Below are 21,892 nucleotides of genomic sequence, written 5' to 3'. Positions count from 1 at the left end.
CCGGACCGCTCGGGCGTGGCCGGCCAGGGTTACGGAACCGTTCCGGGCCCTTGACAGCGCCGGGGGCAGCCCGCAGTCTTCGCGATAACGTTATTTCGACGCGGCAGCTCTGTGGAGAGGTCAAGGTTCATGAACCGCACCCCGCGTTCCAGACGGGCCGTCAGCACCGCGGTCGTCGCGGCGCTCATCGGCACCATGACGAGCACGCTGCTCACCCACCCGGCCATGGCGGACACCACCACCGCGAATCAGGCCTGGCGCATCGTCCAGCAGTACACCGGCGTCTGGACGAGCCCGCCCACGAATCTGACCGGCGGCGAGACGGCGGACGCGCCGCTGATGGGCAACGGCGACATCGGCGTCGCGGTCGGCGGATCGATCGCGGATCAGACCATGTACATCGGGAAGAACGACTTCTTCTCGTCCAGCAGCCATGCGATCAAGCCGCTCGGCCGGATCGTGATCACCGACCCGACGATGTCCGGCTCGTCCTACAACGTGGTGCAGAACATCGCCGACGCCGAAGTGGACGGCAGGTACGCGCTCAACGGACAGACCTTGACCACGAGCAGTTGGGTGGACGCGAACTCGGGAATGTTCGTCACCTCATTCACCCTGACCGGCGGCAGTGCCCAGACGATCGGCATCACGCTGCAAGACGGCGCCGGAAACGCCCCGACCACGTCCACCACGGGCAACGATCTCGACGCCGACGTTCACGCGGACACCGGGACCGGCAGCGATCCGCACGCCCGGATCGCGGCACGCACCATCGGCGACAGCCAGTCGATCTCCGGCAACACGATCAACCTGACCGTCCAGCCGGGCACCACGTCCACGCTCGTGGCCGGCATCATCTCAAGCGTCGACAGTTCGAGCTGGCAGTCGTCCGCCGACTCGCTGGTCGGCAACCTCACGCAACAGGACGTGAACAACCACAACGCCTCGCACCGCTCCTGGTGGCAGGGCTACTGGGGCCAGTCGTACGTCGAGATCCCGGACAAGTCCATCGAGAAGAGCTGGTATGGATCGCTCTACCTGCTCGCCTGCGTCTCGCGATCCGGAAAGACGGCGCCCGGATTGTGGGGCAACTGGATTACCGGAGCCATGAACTGGAACGGCGACTTCCACACGAACTACAACTACGAGGCGCCGTTCTACGCGGCCTTGTCCACCAACCACATCGCGCAGATGGACTCCTACGACCAGGCGGTTCTCGACTGGCAGTCGGAGGGGCAGTCGCTCGCGACGCAGAACGGGTACACCGGCGTGCTCTACCCGGTCGGCATCTCGCCGGGCGGAACCAGCGCGGACATGAACCTGCACAATCAGAAGTCTGACGCAGTGAACCTCGCGAGCGACATGGTCATGCGTTTCGAGTACACCGACGACACGACGTATGCCGCGAAGGTCTACTCGTGGCTCAAGCAGGTCGGGCTGTTCTGGCAGAACTACCTGAGCTGGAACTCGACCACGAACACGTACGACATCCTCAACGACGCCCCGCATGAGGACCAGACGTACCCGCAGACCAACAGCGGCATGTCGCTCGGCCTCGTGCACCTGCTCTTCCAGGGCCTGATCGACATGAGCACGGCGCTCAATCAGGATTCGGGCACGCGCGCGACCTGGCAGAACATCGTCTCCCATCTCAGTCCTCTGTCGACGATGTCGCTCAACGGCCAGACCATCCTGCGCGAGACCGAGGTCGGCAGCGACTTCGCCAACGACGGCAACGACATCGACGCCCAGGCGATCTACCCCGGCGGCCTGGTCGGCCTGGACAGCGGTGCGACGCTGCTGCAGAACGCGCGGAACACGATCGGCGCGCTCACCAACGCGTGGAACGGCGGCAACGCCCCGGCCACCTTCTACGCCGCCGCGGCCCGCGTGGGCTACGACCCGAACACGATCCTCGCGAACCTGCACGACGAGGCCGCGAACCAGAGCTACGCCAACATGGCCGTGCACCACAACGGCGGCGGCATCGAGAACATCAACGTCACGACCTCAGGCCTCGATGAGATGCTGCTGCAGTCCTTCCAGAACGACGTCAAGGTGTTCGCGGACTGGCCGACGAGCACGAACGCGAAGTTCGGCGACCTGCTCGGCTACGGCGACTTCCTGATCTCGAGCAGCGAGGCCGGCAACAGCGTCCAGTACGTCCAGGCCGTCAGCCAGAGCGGCGGGAACTTCACCTTCACCAACCCGTGGCCGGGCGGCAGCGTGGAGGTCTACCGCAACGGCGCCGACAACGGGACCGTGTCCGGATCGAAGATCACCATCGCCACCTCGGCCGGGGACACCCTCGACCTCGCCCCTGCGGGCACCGCGCTTTCCACGATCCAGACCGAACTGGCGCAGCCGCTGCAGCAGAGCACGGCAAGCGGCTTCAGCTCCGGCTTCGAGTCCACCGATCCGGCGCTCACCTGGACCGACACGGTCGACAGCAGTGGCGGCGGGTCGGCGAGCGTGGCCGGGCTCTGCTGCGGCCTCACCGGCCCCGAGGCCGGTGTCCGGACCGGCGAGACCGCGCACACCGGCTCCGGCTCGCTGATGTACTCCGGGCTGGCGCAGGGCGGCAGCGCGGTGCACGCCTACCTGAAGGTCTATGACCTGAGCGGCAGCCCGCTGGGGATCGGGAGCGGCAAGACCCTGAGTTACTGGATATATCCGCAGAGCAACGCAACGAGCAGCTGGGTCCCGTCCGGTTCAGATGGCAGCACGTGCGTCGCCATCGACATGGTCTTCACCGATGGCAGCACACTGAGAGATTCCGGCGCCGTGGACGAGAACGGCGTCCGGATCCACCCTGCCGACCAATGCGGGCACCTTACGCTCGACACGTGGAATCACGTCACCGTGAACCTCGGGACCGCCAACGCGGGCAAGGACATCAGCCGCATCCTGGTCGGCTACGACGATCCGAACTCGACTGCCGGCTATCGCGGCTATATCGACGACCTCAGCATCAGCTGAGGCGGCGATCGGTGGGCTGGTGGAGACCGTGTCCGAGTTCGAGGCGGCCATGCGCGACGGCGCGATCCTACGCGCCGACGTCTACCGCCCACCTGGCGACGGTCCCTGGCCGGTGCTGCTGGTCCGTACTCCCTATGGAAAGCAGGATCCTGGCGTCCTCGCGCGTCTGAATCCGGTCGGCGCGGCCGGCCGCGGCTACCTGGTCGTCATCCAGGACTGCCGCGGCCGGTTCCGCTCCGACGGCGACTGGGCACCACTCGTCCACGAGAGCGCGGACGGATACGACACCGTCGCCTGGGCCGCGCGTCTTCCCGGATCCGACGGACGGGTCGCCATGTACGGACCCAGCTACCTCGGCCATACCCAGTGGGCGGCGATCGCGGCACGACCGCCCGGACTGTGCGCGGCCATGCCCGAGTTCACGTGGTCGAACCCGCACGACGGCCTGATCACCCGCGGCGGCGCGTACGAGCTCGGACTGATGACGCAATGGACGCTGTCGCTTGGTATCAATGTGCTGGAACGCCGTTTTGCAGACCGGCCCGAGGAACGGCAGCGTCAGCTCGCCGAGCTGAACAGCGCAATCGGCGAGCTGACCACGCGTACGTGCTGGGAGACTTCCCCTGGCGAGTCGATCCGGCGCCTGGGGTTGCCCGCTCCGAGCAGCGACGTTGAATCGACCGGAGTCTCGCCGTCGCCGCACATCCCCATGCTGATCGTCGCGGGCTGGTACGACTGCTTCCTGCAAGGCAGCCTCGACAGCTACGTCAGTGCCCGTAATGTCGGCGCGCCGGCATCGCTGATCGTCGGCCCTTGGTCGCACGATGGGCCGTCGCCGCTCGCCGACGAGTTGGAGTGGCTGGACCGGCAGCTGGCGTCGCCGACGCACGAGCCGAACGTCCGAATCTTCGTGACGGGCAGCAACGAGTGGCGCAACCTCCCGACCTGGCCTCCCGAAGCCACTGATGCCGCTTGGTACCTCGACGCCGACGGCAGGCTCTCCCCCGCTCCGCCTGATGCCGCGTCACCACAAGACACGTTCGTCCACGACCCGAACGCTCCTGTCCCAGCGTGCGGCGGCGCGCTCTTGCTGTCGCCGGAATTCCCCGCTGGGCCACTCGACCAAAGGGAGATCGAAAAGCGCGACGATGTGCTGACCTACACGAGCGCCGCGCTACGCGAACCGCTGGAGGTCGTCGGGCGTATCAGGCTGCACCTGTTCGCCGACTCGACCGCCTCCACCACGGATTGGGTCGCCCGACTGTGCGATGTCGACACCGATGGCGTGTCCCGCAACCTCACCGACGGCATCGTCCGCGCACATCAGCCGCACACGAACGAGCACTCGATCGACCTCTGGTCCACCGCGCACGTCTTCCTCCCGGGCCACCGCATCCGCATGCAGATCACCGGCAGCTGCTTCCCGCGCTGGGACCGCGCCGACGGCGCGAGACAGACCGTCCAGCACGACGCGGCGAGGCCGTCGCGGCTCATCCTCCCCGTCAGACACGTCTGATTCGGGAAATAAACGAAACATCGAAAATTCGTTTCCGGCGTGCGATTAAAAACATACCCTTCCGCACTCGCTTCGTTCACGCCGCCAAGCCACCTGTCCGACTGTCAGTGTTTTTACCTACCCTGAGCCAGGGCCGAAACCGGCCTGAAACAGAACTCTGATGACACTTTCCGCCGAAGGAGTCGCGTTGTGAAACAGAGCTCAGGTATCACCCCGTCAGCCGTACCACGGTGGCTGGCGGCGTTCATCGCCCTCGCACTCGGACTGCTCGGAGTGGCCGTCGTCCAGGCCTCCCCCGCCCGCGCCGCCGCCGCGGGCGTGGAGGTCTACGTCGGTTACGCCGACACCGCACGGCCCAACCCGGTGAACTTCCCGACCCCGTGGCAGGGCTCGCCGAACGTCACCTACCAGGGGTGTACGGGCTCGTGCGAGTTCGACGGCGGTGCCGTGCGCATCGTCAACGACTCGACGACCGCACAGACCGTCAACGCGATCTCGATCACGCTGAGCACCTGCACGTTCGCCTACTGGCCCAGCAACACGATGCTGCAACCCGGCCAACAGCTGATCATCGCCCAGACGGCCAGCGGCGCGTCCGACGGCTGCACCAACACCACCGGTCTCATGGACACCTCGGACCTCGGCCCCAACGGCGAGGGCTGGTCGGGCAACTGCACCCAGTCCGGGGTCATCCCGACCATCAACGCCACGATCGACGGCGTGGCGAACACCTTCACCGACAGCAAGCAGGTGCTGAACACCGGCGGTGTCGACCTGGCCAGCTGCCCGTCCGGCACCAACGAGTCCACGCAGTGGTCGCTGATCGGCACCCGCTGCTCAGGGGCGACGCTCTCGCTCGCACCCGCCACGCAGACCGACCAGGTCGGGACCGAGGCCGACCTCAGCGCCACGCTGCTCAACGGCTGCGGCGACGGCCTGCAGGGCGCGAGCGTGAACTTCACCGTTCCCAGCGGACCCAATGCGGGCAAAACAGGATCGGCGGTAACCAACGCCAGCGGCGTCGCCGCATTCTCGTATACCGGTTCGACTACGGGAACTGACACCGTTCAGGCCGCGACGACGAATCCGGCCGGAACGATCAGTTCGAACACGGCGAACGTCGTATGGCAGAAGCGCACATCCGTACTGAAAATCACCGGCGGCGCGAGCGCGAGCGACTTCCACGACACGACAAACGTCGCGGCGACACTGACCGATAACGGCGGCCCGGTCGTCGGCGCACCGATTACATTCACCCTCAACGGCGCCGAGACGTGCACCGGCGCGACCAACGCGAGTGGCTCCGCGTCCTGCTCGATCACCCCGGGCGAGGCAGCAGGCCCATACCAGCTCACCGCCGCCTACACGGGCAGCGCCTCGGACCTACCCTCGTCGGCGACCAGCAACTTCACGGTCACGCACGAGGAGACCACTACCACCTACACCGGGCCGACCCAGGCCGCGAACGGCACGTCGCTGACGCTCTCCGGCGTGCTGAAGGAGGACGGCACCGCGCCGATCTCCGGCCGCACCGTCACCTTCACCCTGGGTTCCGGCTCCTCGGCCCAGACCTGCAGCGGCACCACCAACTCAAGCGGCGCCGCGTCCTGCACCATCAGCACCGTCAACCAGCCCGCCTCGACCACGTCCGTCGGCGTGACCGCGGCGTTCGCCGGTGACGCCTACTACTCGGCATCTTCGAACTCGGCGACGCTGAGCTTCGAGTACCTGACCGGACGCGCCTACGGCCTGTCCGCGTCCGGCCTGGTCACGATCACCCCGACACCCGACACCGGCAGCATCTCCACGGCCTCCGCGGGGAATTTCCAGCCGCCGTGCGTCGTGACCATCAGTGGCCTGGTCAGCGCGGGAACGCTGTGTGCCGACGTGACCACCAGCCTCAACCCCGGTACGTCCACCGCCACGGCCTCCGTGCAGAAGGTCGGAATCAGTGCCCTTGGTATCCCGGCGATCCAGATCGGCGCGGTCGAGTCCTCGTCCGTGACGAACTGCTCGGGCTCGACGGGTAACGTCACGATCGCCTCGGTCACGGTCGCCGGCATCCCGGTGAACGTCAACGTCCATCCCGGCGCCAACACCACCATCAGCGTGCTCGGCGTCACGCTCACCTTCAACGAGCAGATCCCGGTCACCGGTCCTGACAAGGGCCTGACCGTCAACGCCGTGCACATCAACGCGCTCGGCCTGCTCAACGTCGTCATCGCCTCCTCGACGAGCGACATCGGCAACTGCTGAGTTGGAAATGCGCACCGGCCCGCTCCGCCTCGGCGGAGCGGGCCTTCTGCCGTCTACGGCTGGAGCAGGCGCACCGGCGTGCCGTCGAGGTACGCCGCGATGTCCTCGACGGCGTTGGTGTAGAAGGTGCGGTAATTGCGATCGGTCACGTAGCCGAGGTGCGGGGTGGCGAGCACGTTCGGCAGTGTCCGGAGCGGGTCGTCCGTCGGCAGCGGCTCGGTGTGGAATACGTCGAGCCCCGCACCGGCGATCCAGCGTTCGCGCAACGCGAGCAGCAGTGCTTGCTCGTCGACGATCGCGGCTCGGGAGGTGTTGATCAGGTAAGCATGCGGATTCATGGCGCGCAGTTCCTGCTCCCCCAGCAGGCCGCGGGTGCGATCGGAGAGCGCGAGATGGATGGAGACGAAGTCGCTTCGGCGTAGCAGGTCATGCTTATCGGCGGAGAGTTCGGCGTCGGCCGCGATCGCGCGCTCCGGGGTGAGGTGCTCGCTCCAGGCCAGCACGTTCATCCCGAAGGCGTTCGCGACGGCGGCCACCCGGCTGCCGATCTTGCCGAGGCCGAGCAGGCCGAGAGTTCGTCCACTGAGATCCTGGCCGACGGTGTTCTGCCAGGGGCCCGCTTCGCGCATCGTCTGGCTCTCCGCGGTCAGGTGGCGAGCGAGTCCCAGGAGCAGCGCCCAGGTCAGTTCGACCGGCGGCGTGCTGCTGCTCTCGGTACCGCACACGGTCACGCCCGCCTCGGCGGCAGCCAGCAGATCGATGGAGGCGTTGCGCATGCCGGTGGTCACGAGCAGACGCAGCTTCGGCAGCCGGCCCAGCAACTCGGCGTCGACAGGGGTGCGCTCCCGCATCAGCACGACGATCTCGCAGTCGTCGAGGGCTGCGACGAGCTGCTCGCGGTCGTCGATGTGCTCGCGCACGACTCGGACCTCGACACGTCCGGCTACCGGGCTCCAGTCGGCGATCGTCTGGGCAACGCCTTGGTAGTCGTCGAGGACGGCGCAATGCAGGGTCATTCCGGGGTGCTCACTTTCGGGAAGATCCGAAGGAACGCGGCGGCGGCCGGGGCCAGGCGCGTGCTGTCGTAGACGACGGATACGTGGTGGACCGCCGCAGGGTCGGCGATTCGCAGCGCCTTCGCGCCGCCGTGCAGCACTTCGTGGACCGAGGCGCGCGGGACGACCGTGACCCCGACTCCGGCCGAGGCGAGTCGGACCATGTCGTGGATCTGCGCGACCTCGAAGTGCTGTCCGGGTTCCACGCCCGCGCGGGCGAAGGCGGCCTCGACCTGGCGGCGCAGGCCGCTGCCGCGCGCGAACTGGATGAGCTGGTGGCTGTCGGGCAAGTCGGCCAGGTCCACCACCTCCCGGTCGGCGAGCGGATGGTCCCCGGGCACGACCACGACGAGCGGGTCGGTGCCAAGCACCTGATGGTCCAGTCCTTCCGGGATCTGGCGCGGCGCCAAGCCCACCACCGCGACGTCCAACGCGCCGGACTGCACGGCGGCGGCCATCTCCGAACTCGGCGCGTTGACCACATGCAAGTCGATGCCAGGATAGCGGGCGTGGTAGTCGGCCAGCGCCTTGACCAGGGCTAACGGACCGGCTTCGGTCTGCACCAGGCCCAGCCTCAACTGCCCGCGACGCAGGCCGGCCAGCGCGTCCAGCTCCGCCTGCGCGTTCTCGACGTCGGCGAGGATGCGCCGGGCGAGCGGTTCGAGCAGTTCACCGGCCGCCGTCAGCCGCACGGAACGGCTGGTGCGGCTGAACAAAGCGGCGCCGACCTCCTTCTCCAACCGCGCGATCTGCTGGCTCAGCGCGGATTGAGCGACGTAGCAGTTGGCCGCCGCCTGGGTGAAGTTGTGCGTGTCGGCGACCGCGAGGAAGTACCTCAGGTGGCGTAATTCCATTACGTCAGGCTTCTGGGGGCAGCGGGATCCGCAGGCTGACGGTACCGCGCAGATCGAGCCAGGCCTCATGCGTGCCGCGGACGAGCCGAAGTACCACCTGATCGCAGGACGGGCAGCGCGCGACGAGGCCCGGAGCGTGGCTGTACACGCGCAGTTGGGCGAGCGGGCCGACCGTCTTGCAGCCGGTGCAGGTGCCGACCGCCGCGGTCACGTCCACAGCGAAGATCTCGGCGAGCGGTCCGGCCAGGGCGTTGCCGTCCTGGTAGGCGTCCTCGACGTCCACAGTCGCACTCATATCAGCCTCCAGATGGTCCAAAGCGTTCGGTGCGGATGCGTTCGGCGGCGTGGCCGAGGTCGACGAGGAGGTCGGCGGCGTGCTCGACGAACCCGGTCGGGCCGCAGACGTACACGGTCGGCTCGAAGTCCGGCGGCCAGCCCGCCGCCGTCACGTCGCGCACGTCGAGGCGCGACGGCGGACGGGACCATCCGTCCGGCGCGCGGCGGGTGTAGAGGAACGTCGTATCCAACCCGGGGTCTGCGCGACGCAGTTCCGGCAGATACATGCGATCCTCCGGCGTGCGCACGGAATAGATCAGCCGGAACGGCGCGCGGCTGGCGGCCGCCCGGCGCGCGCGGATCATCGCCATCACCGGCACCACGCCGGAGCCTCCCGCGATCAGCAGCACCGGTTCGGTCTGCTCGGGACGCCACACGAACCAGCCGCCGACCGGGCCACGCAGCTCGACCTGGTCGCCGACCGCGAGCCCCTCGATCAGGTACGGGGAGACCTCGCCGTCGGGCACGCGCTGCACGGTCAGCTCGAGACGCTCGCCGTCGGCCGCCGACGCGATCGAGTAGCTGCGCTGCGTGCTGTAGCCGTCCTCGGCGGTCAGGCGCACGTCCACGTGCTGACCGGCCAGGTGCCCGGGCCAGCCGGGTACGTGGAAGGCCAGCGTCGTCGCGCTGGAGGTCTCGACGCGCTGCTCGACGAGCGTGGAGGCGCGCCAGCGAAGCCGCTCGCCTAGTCGCCCCAATACCGCTGTTCCCGCCATGGGTCTCCGTAGTTGTTGTAGCCGGCGGTCTCCCAGAAGCCCGGCTCGTCCTTGAGCAGCAGATCGATGCCGCGCACCCACTTCGCCGACTTCCACAGGTACAGGTGCGGCACGAGCAGCCGCGCCGGCCCGCCGTGCTGCGGCGCCAGGTCATCGCCGTCGTAGCGGTAGGCGACCCATGCCTTCCCGTCGAGCAGATCCTCGAGCGGCAGGTTCGTGGTGTATCCGCCGTACGCGCGCACGAGAGCGTACTCGGCGGCAGTCTCCACGTCCTCCATCAGCACATCGAGCGAGACTCCCCGCCAGCGCGTTTCGAACTTCGACCACTTCGTCACGCAGTGCAGGTCGACGACGGGCTCCTCGGTCGGCAGCGCGGTCAGCTGCTGCCACGTCCAGGTGTGTTCGACGCCTGCTTCGGTCTTGATGTCGAACGACCAGGAGGCCAGGTCGATCCGCGGCGTGGGTCCGGCGGACAGCACCGGGAAGTCCCTGGTCTCGTATTGGCCGGGCGGCAGCCGGTTGCCGGCGGGTCGGGGCCGTCCGCGGAATCCTCGGGAGATGATCGCCACACGGCAATTCTTTCCCGAGCCGACCCGCTGCGCAATCCACCGGAACACCGCAGAGACAGCGCGCGAAACGATTGTCGATCATTTACATTGGTCTCGATCGTTGGTCTCTATCCGTCGTACGACCGAGGAGGGCGAACAGCGCCGTGGTGACACCGTCAGCAGAGCCGCAGCCGGTGCTCTCGCCGCTCACCGCAGCGGCGATCTTCCTGGTGGCGGCGATCGAGCCGGGCGGCGAGCAGGTCGCCTGGGACACGCTCGCCGACCTGTCCGGGCTCACCCGTTCGGTGGGTTTCCGGATCCCGGACGGCGGGCTCACCGTGGTCGCCGGCATCGGCTCGGCGGCGTGGGACCGGCTGTTCTCCGGGCCGCGGCCGGCCGAGCTGCACCCCTTCCAGCCGCTGGCCGGCCCGCGGCACAACGCCCCGGCCACCCCCGGTGACCTGCTCTTGCACATCCGGGCGCGGCGCATGGACCTGTGCTTCGAGCTCGCCGGGCAGATCATGCGGCGGCTCGGCGGCGCGGTGCGCGTGCTCGACGAGGTGCACGGCTTCAAATACTTCGACGAACGCGACCTGATCGGCTTCGTGGACGGCACCGAGAACCCGACGGGGCCCGCCGCCCTGCAGGCCGCGCTCGTGGCCGATGAGCAGGATGCGGACTTCAGCGGCGGCAGCTACGTCGTCATTCAGAAGTACGTGCACGACCTGGCGGCCTGGAACCGGCTGCCGGTCGAGGAGCAGGAGCGCGTCATCGGCCGCACCAAGCTCGACGACATCGAACTCGACGATGCGGCCAAGCCCGCCGACTCGCACGTCGCGCTGACCACGATCGTCGACGAGGACGGAACCGAGCGGCAGATCGTGCGCGACAACATGCCCTTCGGCCGGGTCGGGGCGGGCGAGTTCGGCACGTACTTCATCGGCTACTCGGCCACCCCCGACGTGACCGAGCGGATGCTGCGCAACATGTTCCTCGGGGACGTGCCCGGCCGCACCGACCGCATCCTGGAGTTCTCCACCGCCGTCACCGGCGCGCTGTTCTTCTGCCCCGGCGCCGACTTCCTCGACGATCCGCCCGACCCGCCCGCCGCGTCGGGCGCGTCGGGCGCGTCCGACGCCGAACCCGCTGTCCCCGCAGGATCCGACGAACCCGCAGAACCCGAAGAATCCCCCGTCGAACCCGCCACCGCTGCCGACGGCTCGCTCGGCATCGGAAGCCTCAGAAGGAGCCTGGCACCGTGAACAACCTGCATCGCGAACTCGCCCCGATCTCCGACGAGGCCTGGGCCGACATCGAGGCCGAGGCACGCCGTACCTTCGAACAGCAGGTGGCCGCACGCCGCGTCGTCGACTTGCTCGGCCCGTCCGGGCTCACGCTCGCCGCCGTCGGCACCGGACACGTGCGCCCGCTGGACGCGCCGAGCCCGGGCGTGCAGGCGGGCTGCTACGAGGTGGCCAGCGTCGTGCAGTTCCGCGTCCCGTTCACCGTGCGGCGCTCCGCGGTCGACGCCGTCGCGCGCGGCGCCAAGGACGCGGACTGGCAGCCCGTCAAGGACGCCGCGAAGCAGCTCGCGTACGCCGAGGACCGGGCGATCATCGACGGCTTCGCCGCGGCCGGGATCAGCGGGATCCGGCAGGCCGCTTCGAACCCGAACATCGCCCTGCCTGCCGACCCGCGCGAGTACCCGGTCGCGGTGGCCAAGGCGCTCACCGCGCTGCGCCTGGCCGGCGTCGCGGGACCCTACAGCCTGCTGCTTTCGGCCGACGCGTACACGGCCGTGGCCGAGACCACCGACCACGGCTATCCGATCCGGCAGCACATCATGCGCATCCTCGGCGACGACGGCGAGATCATCTGGGCACCCGCGATCGACGCCGGCGTGCTGCTGAGCACGCGCGGCGGCGACTACGAGCTGCACCTCGGCCAGGACGTGTCCATCGGCTACCTCGCTCACGACGCCGAGACCGTGCAGCTCTACTTCCAGGAATCGCTGACCTTCATCCCGCAGACCGCCGAAGCCGCCGTCGCGCTCAGCTGAACTGCCCGAGGTCCGACTAGGGCAGCAGGCCCCCGTCGATCCAGGAGCGCAGCAGCCGCACCTTCTCGTCCGGCCAGGCGTTCCCGCCCCCGGGCGGCATCCTCTTGGCCGCGATCGAGCCGTACACGCGCTCGGCGTTGGCCGCGACCGACATATACGTGTACTGGTCGAGCTGCACGCCGAACGGCGCCATGTGCTCGATGTCGACCGGTCGGAACAGCGGAAGGATGTCGTGCTCGAATCCCGGCGTAGCAGAGTCTTGCGTCATCGCAGTCTCCTCAGAATCGGCTCTTACGCGACAATTTGATCACGCACACCCCGATTCGCGCCAAACGAGCCGACTGATTCACCCGGTCAGACCAACTGAAGTGCGGATACTGCTCGATACATCCGCGACGCGACCGGTCTACGTATCGAGCTGGACGAAGCGTCGGCCGTCGAGGATGCGGTCGCTGGTGGGGCGGTAGCCGAGGGGCTCGGCGAGGGCGCGCAGGGCGGTCGGGCCGATGCGGGCCCAGGGGATCGCGGGGCCGGAGGCGGTGCCGGGCGGGCGCAGCAGATGCCTTTCGTCGGTCTCGTAGAGGGTGGTCTCCACGGTCAGCGTCGCGCCGACCGGCAGGAGCAGGGCCTTGATGCGGGCGAGCAGCGCGGCCGGGTCGCCGCTGATGCCGATGTTGCCGTCGATGAGCAGGGCGTGCGGCCAGCGGCCCTCGGCGGGCAGCCGGTCGAAGACCGAGCGGCCCAGGACGGTGGCGCCGGAGGCGCGGGCCAGCAGCAGTGCGACGGGGGTGACGTCGACGCCGAGGGCGGGCACGCCGCGTCGGGCGAGCTCGGCGGCGAGTCGGCCGGGGCCGCAGCCGATGTCGAGGGTGGGACCGGTGCAGTGTTCGAGCAGGCGGCGGTCGACGTCGTCGGCGACGGCCGCGTATCGGCTGACGTCCAGGCGGATGACGAGCCCGTCGTCCCCGTGCAGGATGACCGGCGCGGCCGGACCGTAAAGGCTGTGCCACAGGGCCCGTTCGTAGTCTGACGCCGTCGGACCGGCCCAGGTGCTCGTCGTAGTTATGTCAAGCACTGCGCATCCTGGCGTCGATCCCGGCGAGCCGTCTCGCGAAAGCCGTGTCCGGGGCCAGCTCGGCCGCGGCGTAGGCGCAGTCGGCGGTGTCCACGTCGCGGAGCATCGGGAGGTGCAGCACGTCGAGGCCGGCCTGTTCGAGGCGCCGCAGCTGGACGGCTCCGGTATCAGACCTCGACATCGGGACGCCGAGCAGCAGTGCCGCGGTGCGCGGATGGGCCGGTTCGCGCAGGCCGAGCGCCCAGAAGCCGCCGTCCTCGGCCGGTGCGAACGCGGCGTCGTGGCCCGGCCGCACCGTCATCGCGGCCAACGCGTCGTCGAGTACTGATGCGGAGGCCTGCGGCGTGTCCATGCCGATCAGCAGCGCGGGTCCCGGATCGAGGCGCGCGGCGTCGGCGAAGGCGGCGGCGATGCGCACGTCGAGCGTGCCGGTGACCTGGGGTTCGCGGATGAAGCCGGCATCGAGGTACGCGAGGCGCAATTCGAAGTCTGGTTCGCCGTCGAGCACCAGCAGGCGGTGATCGGCGGCCGCGGCGGCGGCGATGCCGAGCGAGTCGCTCAGGGCCGCCGCAGCCAGTTCCGCGGCTTCCTCCGGGGTGAACGGCGGGCACAGTCTGGTCTTGACGCGGCCGGGCACCGGGGCCTTGGCCAGCACGATAACGGTGCTCACGAGGTCAACTCCCGCCAGACGCGGTTCATGTCCCGCACAGCCTGCACGGTGCCAGAGACGGTGCCGGTCACCTTGGACTTCCCGGAGCGGGGGGCGTAGTCGACGTCTGTTTCGGTGATGACCCAGCCCGCGCGTCCGGCGGCGAGCACCGTCTCCAGCGGGTAGCCGGAACGGCGGTCGCGCTGGGCCAGGCCGAGCAGCGCCTCGCGGCGGGCGGCGCGCATCGGACCGAGGTCGCGCACGGCGATCCCGGTGCGGCGCAGGCGGCGGGCGAGCACCAGGTTGGCGACGCGCGCGTGCGGCGGCCAGGCCGTGGCGCCGGTGGGCCGGCGGCGGCCGAGCACGAGGTCCGCGTCGTCGGCGAGCACGGGTCCGGCGACGCGCGGCAGCTGCGCCGGGTCGAGCGATCCGTCGCAGTCGCAGAAGCAGACCACCGGGGCGGTGGCGGCCAGCAGCCCGGCGTGGCAGGCGGAGCCGAAGCCGCGCTTGGGTTCGTGCACGACGAGCGCGCCGAGCCCGGCGGCGATGTCCGCGGAGCCGTCGGTCGAGTCGTTGTCCACGACGATGGCCCGGTAGCCGGCGGGCATTCGGGACATGATGTAGGGCAGCGCGGCGGCCTCGTCGAGGCACGGAAGTACGACGTCGACGAGCGGAGCGTCGTCGGCGGTGGGCAACTGGTCCACGGGGGTCCTTTCTGGTGGGACGTCGAGTGCGGAGCGCCGGCGGCGGCGGCGGTGGTGTCGGGCGACGGCGCGTACGGCGGTGCCGGCGAGGACCACGAAGAGCCCGACGCCGTAGCCGACGCGGAGATCCGGCAGCGGCGCTCCGCTGATGTCGTGCCAGACCGCGGCCGTCGAGATCGAGGCGGCGACGGCCAGCCACTCGAAGCGGCCGTCCAGCGCGACCAGGGCGACGAGCAGCAGCGAATACCAGGGAAACTCCGGTGTGGTCGCGAGCAGCGCGGTCCCGGTCACCACCGTCGCCGCGCGCCACGGCCGGTCGGGATCGGCCGTGCGATACGCGATATAGGCGGTGATCGCGATGACCACGGCGGCGACTACGGTGGAGTACTTGTCGGGCACGAAGTAGTCGATCAGGACCGACCGGTTCCCGCTGTCGTAGCCCTCTTCCTGCAGGTAGCCAGGCAGGTATCCGATGACCTTGCCGCCGACCGCGATCACGTGCGGCACGTATACGGCCACGAACGCCGCACTCACCGCCGCGATCACGACGGTCGGTTTGCGCCGCAGCGAGCCCGGCACGGCTAGCACCGGGATGAATTTGGTCGCCGCCGCCAATCCCATCAGCACTCCGCCTCTGGCCACGGCGCCGGTGCTGCGCGCATGCGCGAGCACGCCGAGTCCGCAGACGGCCAGGAACGCGCTGAGTACGTCGATGTGGCCGTTGTTGGCAGCCTCCGTCGCCACGACGGGACACCAGGCCCAGAGCGCCGCCGCCCGTGGATCGAGCCGTGCGCGGCGCAGGAAATACATCAGGGCGAGCACCGTGCACAGCGAGACGATCACGCCGGCGATCTGGATCGACTTGTATCCGCCGGTCGGCCACAGGACGTGCACCAGATAGAAGTAGGCCTCCGCGACCGGCGGGTAGATCGTGTGCACGGTCGGCCGGTTGATCAGGGTGCAGCCCGGTGTGAGGTTGCCCGCTGCGTCCGGATTGGGGATGCCCGCGTTCACGCACCACTGGGTCGTGTGGTCGGGCCACAGCTGCGGATCGCGCAGCGCGTGCAACTGCGGCGCTGCGGGCACGTACGAGTACGGATCGATGCCCGCGGCCTGCACGTGGCCGTCCCACACGTATCGGTAGAGGTCGTCGCTGCTGATCGGCGGTCCGGTGACGGCGGCCACCTGGATCGCGATCCCGCCCGCGAGGATCAGCAGCACGGCCGCGCGCACCGGCGTCTTGCGCACCAGCCACGCCGCGGCCGCGAACAGCACCCACGAGGCGATGACGAACCCCTGGCGAACCCAGCCCGAGCCCGGTCCGGGGTGGATGACCCGGAAGATCGTGTAGGTCAGCCCCGCCACGACCAGGGCGGTGAGCAGAAGGCGGATCCATCGCAGCATGCGAACCACCCTGGCAGCCGGACAACGCGCGCGGGCCGGTCGGCACGCACCCGTAAGGGCCTCGTAAGACTTCGCAAGACCTGGTGGCAGCCGTAAGGGCTTCGTAAGACGTCGTAGCGCCCAAGCGGGTCCGGCAGAGGGTTCGATGTGTTCATGGCCACTTTCCCGACCCCGCCGCGGTGGATGCGGCGCGGGCCGTTGCGCGAGGGAGCGTTCCGGCCCAACCTGCACGACGAGCGGACAGCCTCGCTTATCGGGACGGCGCTCGGCATCGCGTTCACCGTCTGCTTCGTGACCGGCTTCATCAGCCACGAGCTGCAGCTGCAGCGTCCGCCGACCTGGCTGCCGCTGCCGACCCACCCCGTGTGGTTCTACCGGTTCACCCAGGGCCTGCACGTCGCCACGGGGCTCGCCGCCATCCCGCTGCTGCTCGCGAAGCTGTGGACGGTCTATCCGCGGCTGTTCTCCTGGCCGCCGGTCAAATCACTGCTGAACGCGCTCGAACGGCTTTCGATCGGCGTGCTCGTCGCCTGCGCCGTGTTCGAGCTGGTCACCGGCCTGCTGAACATCGCGCAGTGGTATCCGTGGCACTTCCCGTTCACGGCGACGCACTTCTGGATCGCCTGGATCGCGTTCGGCTCGCTACTGCTGCACGTCGCGATCAAGGCGCCGGCGATCGCGCGCGGGCTGCGCAACCGGCCCGCTCCGGACGCCGAAGGCGCCCTGGCAGCGGCCGACGGAGCCGACGCGGACGGCGCGACCGTCCCGGAGGCCGCGTCCGCGCGGCGCGGGACCGTCAGTCGCAGGGTGCTGATGGGCTCGACAGCGTTCGCGGTACTCGCCGTCACGGCCACGACGATCGGCCAGTCGGTGACGTCGCTGCGCTGGCTCGACTTCCTCGGCGTGCGCAGCCCGCACGACGGGCCGCAGGAGGTGCCGATCAACCGCACCGCCGCGCAGGCCGGTGTCGTGGCGAGCGCGTTCCACCCCGACTGGGCACTCGAGGTGGACGGGCCGCGCCCCTACCGGCTCAGCCTCGCCGAGCTCAGGGCCATGCCCCAGTATCATTCGCGGCTGCCGATCGCCTGCGTCGAGGGCTGGTCCGTGGACGCCGACTGGGAGGGGGTCCGGCTGCGCGACCTGCTCGCCCGCGCCGGCATCCCGACCGGCTCGCTGATCCGGATCATCTCGCTCGAGAAGGTCGGCTACGGGCAGACCGTGATGCAGCACGAATACGCGGACGACCCGGCCACGCTGCTCGCGCTGAAGCTGAACGGCGAGACGCTGAGCATCGACCACGGCTACCCGGCCCGGGTGATCGCGCCCGCCCGGCCGGGCGTGCTGCAGACCAAGTGGGTCCAGCGGCTGGAGCTGATCATCCTATGACGACGGTGCGAACCCTCCGGCTGACGCTCGGCGGCCTCGGCGTCGTGCTGCTCGGCTACGGTGTATACGGCCTGATCAACGAGCAGGTGATCAAGGATCGCGCGGCCGTCGGCGAGTGGCTGATCGCGGGCGTGATCGGCCACGACTTCCTGCTGGCGCCGGTCGTGTACGTCCTGTGCGCGATCGCCTTCCGGTTCACCAGCCCCCGCTGGCGCGGGAGGCTTGCGGCAATATTGCTGATCGGTGGATCGTTGTTTCTGATCAGCGTCCCTGCGCTGATCCGGCAGGGGCTGAACAGCAACAAGACCGTGCTGCCGCTGGACTACCCGCGGAACCTCGCGGTGCTGTTGGCCGTGCTGGTCGGGGCCGTGGCGGTCTACAGCGGAACCGACGCGGCTCTCCGGCACCGGGCGGCGCGGCAGGCCCGACGGAACGAGCCGGGTGCCGAAGTCAGCGAAGTCAGCGAAGTCGACCAGGCGAACGAGCCGGATGGCGAGCAGGACAACGAGGAGGAGCTCATGATCTCCGCAGTGCGTGAGACGGCCGCGGACGTCCTCGTCGTGGACGACGATCCGACCGTCGCCGAGGTCGTCGCCGCCTACCTGCGCCGCAACGGCCACGCGGTGCGGCTGGTGGCCGACGGTCCCGCTGCTGTCGCCGCGGCGCAGGCCAGGCTGCCCGACCTGCTCGTGCTCGACCTGATGCTGCCCGGTTACGACGGCTTCGAGGTGTTCCGCCGGGTCCGGCAACTGGGCCCGGTGTGCGTGATCATGCTGACGGCCCGGACGAGCGAGCAGGATCGGATCCTCGGTCTCGAACTCGGCGCGGACGACTACGTGACGAAGCCCTTCAGCCCGCGCGAGCTGGCGCTGCGGGTGCGCTCCGTACTGCGCCGCACGGACCGGGCGCCGCTGCGTCCCGCCGCCGAGTCCGCCGAGGTGCTGCGGCACGGCCCGCTCGAGGTGGACCTGACCCGGCACGAGGCGCGCTGCGACGGTCAACTGCTGAACCTCACCGTCCGCGAGTACGATCTGCTGGCTTTCCTGCTCGCCCATCCGCGCCAGGTCTACACTCGGGCCGAGCTGATGCGGCAGGTGTGGGGCTGGGAGTTCGGAGACCAGTCCACCGTCACCGTCCACGTGCGGCGGCTGCGCGAGAAGGTCGAGCCGGACCCGGCCGTCCCCCGCTATCTGGTCACCGTCTGGGGCGTCGGCTACCGGCTCGACGATCCCGACGACGCCGACGAGGCCGACGACAGCGGCAGGGACGAGGCTGACGACACCGGCGAGCCCGACGAATCCGAACCGCAGCATGGAGAATCCGCGTGACCGACATCATCCACATCATCCTCATCGCCGGCGGCTGCGCCGTCGGCGTCGGCTGCGCCGGCCTGATCGCCCTCAGGCTGCTGCGGGGCCGGGCCGTGCGGCTGAAGCTGTTCGCCTTCGCGATGACGGTGGTGTTGGCGATGGCCGCGGGTGTGCTGGCGACCGCGCAGGCGATGTTCCTGTCCCAGCACGATTTCTGGGTCATGCTGGTGGTCTGCCTCGCCACCGGCGTGGTGGCTCTGACGATGGCGATATTGCTGGCCCAAAGCGTCAGCCGGGACAGCCGCGCCCTGCGCAGCGCGCTGCACGAGCTCGGGCGGGACGAGCAGGGGGTCGACGGTGCCGACGACGCCGCCTCTCCCCGACACGCGGGCGGCATCCGGCACGCGGGCGGAGGCGGCATGCTGTCCACCGGCGAGCTCGACTCGCTGCGCCGCGAACTCGCGATGACCGCGCAGCGCCTGGCCGAATCACGGGAGCGCGAGCGTGCGATGGAGCGCTCCCGCCGCGAACTGGTCGCCTGGGTCTCGCACGACCTGCGCACCCCGCTCGCCGGACTGCGCGCGATGGCCGAGGCGCTCGAGGACAAGGTCGCCGCGGACCCGGGGGTCTACCACACCAGGATCAGGCAGTCGGTGGACCGGCTGACCGGGATGGTGGACGACCTGTTCGAGCTCTCCCGCATCCACGCCGGGGCGCTGCGGCTGAGCCTCGAGCACATCCCGCTGGCCGATCTCGTCGACGAGGCCGTCGTCGGCGCCGACCCGCTCGCCCGCGCCCGCGGCGTGCGGCTGTCCGCCGACGTGCGCACCGGCCGCAGCGTGTGCGTGGACGTCGGCGAAGTATCCAGAGCCCTGACGAACCTGGTGGCCAACGCGATCCGGCACACGCCGAGCGACGGCGCCGTGCGCGTCGAGGCCGCGGACCGCGACGGCTACGCGCTGCTCGCGATCACCGACGCATGCGGCGGCATCCCCGACGGCGACCTGGACCGCGTCTTCGAGGTCGCCTGGCGCGGCACCCCGGCCCGCACCCCGGAACCGCAGGCCGGCGCCGGACTCGGGCTCGCGATCGTGCGCGGCATCGTGGAGGCGCACGCCGGGGAGGTCGACGTGCGCAACGTCGACCACGGCTGCCGCTTCGAAGTGCGTCTGCCGATCCCGGCGACGTAGGCAGTTCATCAGGAGGCTGCGGAATCAAGACACTGTGACGGCGGCGAACTCGGCCAGGCCCTCGGTGAACTCGACCCGCGGCCGCCACCCGAGTTCCTCGCGCAGCCGCGTGCTGTCCGCGGTCACGTGCCGTACGTCGCCGAGCCGGAATTCGCCGGTCACCACCGGTTCCGGCCCGCCGAGCGCCGCGGACAGGCCGCGGGCCAGCTCGCCGACCGTCCGCACGGTGCCGCTGCCCACGTTGAGCGCGCGGCCGGTTCCCGCGGACACCTCCGCATCGGCGGTCCAGACGGCGGCGGCGAGATTCGCCGCCGCGACGTCACGCACGTGCACGAAGTCGCGCCGCTGCCCGCCGTCCTCGAACACGCGTGGCGCCCGGCCCGCCGCGAGCGCCGAGCGGAAGATCGCCGCGACTCCGGCGTAGGGCGTGTCGCGCGGCATCCGCGGCCCGTAGACGTTGTGGTAGCGCAGCATCGCCACGGTGCCGCCCGCGGCGCGCGCCCACGAGGTGGCCAGGTACTCCTGCGCGGCCTTGGTCGCCGCGTATACGTTGCGCGGGTCGAGCCGGGCGTCCTCGTCCACGAGCCCCGGGGCCAGCGGCAGACCGCAGCGCGGGCACGGCGGCTCGAACCGGCCTTGCCGCAGAGCAGACTCGGTGCGCGGCCCCGGCGCGACCAGGCCGTGCTCCGCGCACTCATAGCGGCCCTCGCCGTAGACGACCATGGACGAGGCGAGCACCAGCCGTCCGACACTCTCGGAGGCCATCGCGGCGAGCAGCACCGCCGTGCCGAGATCATTGCAGCCCGCGTAGTCAGGCGCGTCGTTCAGATCCAGTCCGAGACCGACCATCGCCGCCTGATGGCAGACCACGTCGATACCCGCCAGCGCCCGGCGCACCGCCGCGATGTTGCGCACATCCGCGCGGATCAGCTCGATGCCGTCCGGAATGCGCGCCCGCGCCGCCTCCTGGTCCGGATGCACCGTGGGCAGCAGCACGTCGAGGCCCACGACCTCGTGCCCGGCGGCCGTGAACGCCTCGACGGCGTGCGAGCCGATGAAGCCGGCCGCCCCGGTAACCAGCACTCGCATGGAGCCTCCTCGAGTCGACGTGTCGGTCCAAGTTCGAACTTAGACCGACGCCGCGGACGCGAGGCGGCCCCATGCGGACACGTCACCAGCTCGTAAGAACTCCAGAGCTGATGGGTTCAGTCCTTCGGGTCACGCCAGTCATGCGGGTCATGCCGGGGAGACCCAGGATTGGTTGGAGTTCCCGGTGCAGCTCCAGATCTGGACCTGGGTGCCCGAGCCCCCGTACCCACTGTCGTCGAGGCACTTACCGGATTGCGGATTCAGCAGTGCGCCGTTGGACTGCGGCTTCCACTGCTGGGCACCGCTTCCATTGCAGGTGTACAGCTGCACCAGGGTGCCGTTGGCAGTGCCGCCACTGGCGACGTCCAGGCAGGCGCCGTCGGCCTGCACGGTGCCGTTCGGCTCGACGGTCCACTGCTGACCGTCGGTGCCGTTGCAGGTGTACACCTCAACCTTGGTGCCCGGGGTGTTGTTGTCACCGGCCACGTCGAGGCAGAGCCCGGTGTAGCCCACGAGCGGGGTGGCCGCCACGGCGTCGGCTGGTTCGATGGTCCAGGTGAATGACTGGTTTGTGGTGGCGGTGTTGCCGTCGGTGGCGGTCACTGTGGTGGTGTTGGTTTCTGGGGTGGTGGGGGTTCCGGTGATGGTGCCGGTGGGGGTGAGGGTGAGGCCGGTGGGGAGGTTGGTGGCGGTGTAGGTGAGGGTTTGGCCGTTGGTGGTGTCTTTGCCGGTGACGGTCAGGTTGACGGGGGTGCCGGCGAGGCCT

19 protein-coding genes and 1 pseudogene are annotated in these 21,892 nt (G+C 69.7%); 8 read left to right on the top strand and 12 right to left on the bottom strand.

Annotation, left to right across the window (positions count from 1 at the left end):
* Nucleotides 1-129: 129 nt before the first annotated feature.
* The 3 genes from VG296_RS04030 to VG296_RS04020 all read left to right on the top strand — a co-directional run bounded on the left by VG296_RS04030 (nt 130) and on the right by VG296_RS04020 (nt 6,751).
* Nucleotides 130-2,979, top strand: coding sequence for a glycosyl hydrolase family 95 catalytic domain-containing protein (locus VG296_RS04030; RefSeq protein WP_325563176.1), 2,850 nt, complete (start codon nt 130-132; stop codon nt 2,977-2,979).
* 49 nt (nt 2,980-3,028) lie between these two features.
* On the top strand, nt 3,029-4,495 hold the full coding sequence (locus VG296_RS04025; protein ID WP_325563174.1) for a CocE/NonD family hydrolase: 1,467 nt from the start codon (nt 3,029-3,031) through the stop codon (nt 4,493-4,495).
* 189 nt (nt 4,496-4,684) lie between these two features.
* Nucleotides 4,685-6,751 carry a choice-of-anchor P family protein gene (locus VG296_RS04020; RefSeq protein WP_325563172.1) on the top strand — a complete coding sequence of 689 codons (2,067 nt, stop codon included), beginning with the start codon at nt 4,685-4,687 and terminating at the stop codon, nt 6,749-6,751.
* A gap of 53 nt (nt 6,752-6,804) precedes the next feature.
* On the opposite strand, the gene VG296_RS04015 is transcribed toward VG296_RS04020, so the two are convergent.
* From VG296_RS04015 to VG296_RS03995, 5 genes are read right to left on the bottom strand one after another with little or no spacing between them, the layout of a single operon-like run.
* Nucleotides 6,805-7,767, bottom strand: a complete 963-nt coding sequence (locus VG296_RS04015) for a D-2-hydroxyacid dehydrogenase family protein (RefSeq protein WP_325563170.1) — start codon at nt 7,765-7,767, stop codon at nt 6,805-6,807.
* Nucleotides 7,764-8,660, bottom strand: a complete 897-nt coding sequence (locus VG296_RS04010; protein WP_325563168.1) for a LysR family transcriptional regulator — start codon at nt 8,658-8,660, stop codon at nt 7,764-7,766. The genes VG296_RS04015 and VG296_RS04010 overlap by 4 nt, the downstream gene beginning before the upstream one ends.
* Before the next feature lie 4 nt (nt 8,661-8,664).
* Nucleotides 8,665-8,955: a DUF6510 family protein gene (locus VG296_RS04005; RefSeq protein WP_325563166.1), complete on the bottom strand. Its 291-nt coding sequence runs from the start codon at nt 8,953-8,955 to the stop codon at nt 8,665-8,667.
* A gap of 1 nt (nt 8,956) precedes the next feature.
* Nucleotides 8,957-9,712, bottom strand: a complete 756-nt coding sequence (locus VG296_RS04000) for a ferredoxin reductase (protein ID WP_325563164.1) — start codon at nt 9,710-9,712, stop codon at nt 8,957-8,959.
* A complete protein-coding gene (locus tag VG296_RS03995; protein WP_325563162.1) occupies nt 9,682-10,281 on the bottom strand; it encodes a molybdopterin-dependent oxidoreductase in 600 nt (199 codons plus the stop codon). Before VG296_RS03995 ends, VG296_RS04000 begins: the two co-directional genes overlap by 31 nt.
* Before the next feature lie 143 nt (nt 10,282-10,424).
* Between VG296_RS03995 and VG296_RS03990 the strand changes: the two genes are divergently transcribed.
* A complete protein-coding gene (locus VG296_RS03990) occupies nt 10,425-11,522 on the top strand; it encodes a Dyp-type peroxidase (protein ID WP_325563160.1) in 1,098 nt (365 codons plus the stop codon).
* Nucleotides 11,519-12,319 carry a family 1 encapsulin nanocompartment shell protein gene (locus tag VG296_RS03985; RefSeq protein ID WP_325563158.1) on the top strand — a complete coding sequence of 267 codons (801 nt, stop codon included), beginning with the start codon at nt 11,519-11,521 and terminating at the stop codon, nt 12,317-12,319. Before VG296_RS03990 ends, VG296_RS03985 begins: the two co-directional genes overlap by 4 nt.
* A gap of 16 nt (nt 12,320-12,335) precedes the next feature.
* Here the strand turns inward: VG296_RS03985 and VG296_RS03980 are convergent, their stop codons facing one another.
* The 5 genes and pseudogenes from VG296_RS03980 to VG296_RS32700 all read right to left on the bottom strand — a co-directional run.
* Nucleotides 12,336-12,587, bottom strand: coding sequence for a hypothetical protein (locus tag VG296_RS03980; RefSeq protein WP_325563156.1), 252 nt, complete (start codon nt 12,585-12,587; stop codon nt 12,336-12,338).
* 138 nt (nt 12,588-12,725) lie between these two features.
* The gene (locus VG296_RS03975; RefSeq protein WP_325563154.1) at nt 12,726-13,394 is read right to left on the bottom strand and encodes a class I SAM-dependent methyltransferase; all 669 of its coding nucleotides are present in this window, start codon (nt 13,392-13,394) and stop codon (nt 12,726-12,728) included.
* Complete coding sequence (locus tag VG296_RS03970) at nt 13,387-14,064, bottom strand: TIGR04282 family arsenosugar biosynthesis glycosyltransferase (protein ID WP_325563152.1); 678 nt, start codon at nt 14,062-14,064, stop codon at nt 13,387-13,389. The genes VG296_RS03975 and VG296_RS03970 overlap by 8 nt, the downstream gene beginning before the upstream one ends.
* Nucleotides 14,061-14,738: a glycosyltransferase family 2 protein gene (locus VG296_RS32705; RefSeq protein ID WP_414641048.1), complete on the bottom strand. Its 678-nt coding sequence runs from the start codon at nt 14,736-14,738 to the stop codon at nt 14,061-14,063. Before VG296_RS32705 ends, VG296_RS03970 begins: the two co-directional genes overlap by 4 nt.
* A 285-nt stretch (nt 14,739-15,023) precedes the next feature.
* Nucleotides 15,024-16,151, bottom strand: a pseudogene (locus tag VG296_RS32700) (glycosyltransferase 87 family protein); the annotation flags it as partial.
* Nucleotides 16,152-16,304: 153 nt separating this feature from the next.
* Between VG296_RS32700 and VG296_RS03960 the strand changes: the two are divergent.
* The 3 genes from VG296_RS03960 (at nt 16,305) to VG296_RS03950 (ending at nt 20,037) form a co-directional block, all read left to right on the top strand.
* Entirely contained in the window at nt 16,305-17,537 is a 1,233-nt protein-coding gene (locus VG296_RS03960; RefSeq protein WP_325563149.1) for a molybdopterin-dependent oxidoreductase, read from the top strand.
* 518 nt (nt 17,538-18,055) lie between these two features.
* Nucleotides 18,056-18,865 (top strand): response regulator transcription factor, encoded by an 810-nt coding sequence (locus VG296_RS32695; RefSeq protein WP_349259453.1) that lies wholly within the window; start codon nt 18,056-18,058, stop codon nt 18,863-18,865.
* Nucleotides 18,862-20,037, top strand: a complete 1,176-nt coding sequence (locus tag VG296_RS03950) for a HAMP domain-containing sensor histidine kinase (RefSeq protein ID WP_325563145.1) — start codon at nt 18,862-18,864, stop codon at nt 20,035-20,037. The genes VG296_RS32695 and VG296_RS03950 overlap by 4 nt, the downstream gene beginning before the upstream one ends.
* A gap of 24 nt (nt 20,038-20,061) precedes the next feature.
* Here the strand turns inward: VG296_RS03950 and VG296_RS03945 are convergent, their stop codons facing one another.
* On the bottom strand, nt 20,062-21,126 hold the full coding sequence (locus VG296_RS03945) for an NAD-dependent epimerase/dehydratase family protein (protein ID WP_325563143.1): 1,065 nt from the start codon (nt 21,124-21,126) through the stop codon (nt 20,062-20,064).
* 147 nt (nt 21,127-21,273) lie between these two features.
* A partial coding sequence (locus VG296_RS03940; protein WP_325563142.1) for a ricin-type beta-trefoil lectin domain protein occupies nt 21,274-21,892 on the bottom strand: 619 nt, incomplete at its 5' end.

Origin of the sequence: Actinospica sp., assembly GCF_035552695.1 — a bacterium.
GTDB lineage: Bacteria > Actinomycetota > Actinomycetes > Streptomycetales > Catenulisporaceae > Actinospica.
This window is presented reverse-complemented; position numbering and strand designations above follow the sequence as displayed.

Excerpts from the sequence above, each read along its gene's own strand:
- VG296_RS03945 (WP_325563143.1), bottom strand. The coding sequence starts at position 21,126 with ATGCGAGTGCTGGTTACCGGGGCGGCCGGCTTCATCGGCTCGCACGCC.
- VG296_RS04030 (WP_325563176.1), top strand. The coding sequence starts at position 130 with ATGAACCGCACCCCGCGTTCCAGACGGGCCGTCAGCACCGCGGTCGTC.
- VG296_RS03980 (WP_325563156.1), bottom strand. The coding sequence starts at position 12,587 with ATGACGCAAGACTCTGCTACGCCGGGATTCGAGCACGACATCCTTCCG.
- VG296_RS04025 (WP_325563174.1), top strand. The coding sequence starts at position 3,029 with ATGCGCGACGGCGCGATCCTACGCGCCGACGTCTACCGCCCACCTGGC.
- VG296_RS04000 (WP_325563164.1), bottom strand. The coding sequence starts at position 9,712 with ATGGCGGGAACAGCGGTATTGGGGCGACTAGGCGAGCGGCTTCGCTGG.
- VG296_RS03960 (WP_325563149.1), top strand. The coding sequence starts at position 16,305 with ATGGCCACTTTCCCGACCCCGCCGCGGTGGATGCGGCGCGGGCCGTTG.
- VG296_RS32695 (WP_349259453.1), top strand. The coding sequence starts at position 18,056 with ATGATCTCCGCAGTGCGTGAGACGGCCGCGGACGTCCTCGTCGTGGAC.
- VG296_RS04010 (WP_325563168.1), bottom strand. The coding sequence starts at position 8,660 with ATGGAATTACGCCACCTGAGGTACTTCCTCGCGGTCGCCGACACGCAC.
- VG296_RS04015 (WP_325563170.1), bottom strand. The coding sequence starts at position 7,767 with ATGACCCTGCATTGCGCCGTCCTCGACGACTACCAAGGCGTTGCCCAG.
- VG296_RS04005 (WP_325563166.1), bottom strand. The coding sequence starts at position 8,955 with ATGAGTGCGACTGTGGACGTCGAGGACGCCTACCAGGACGGCAACGCC.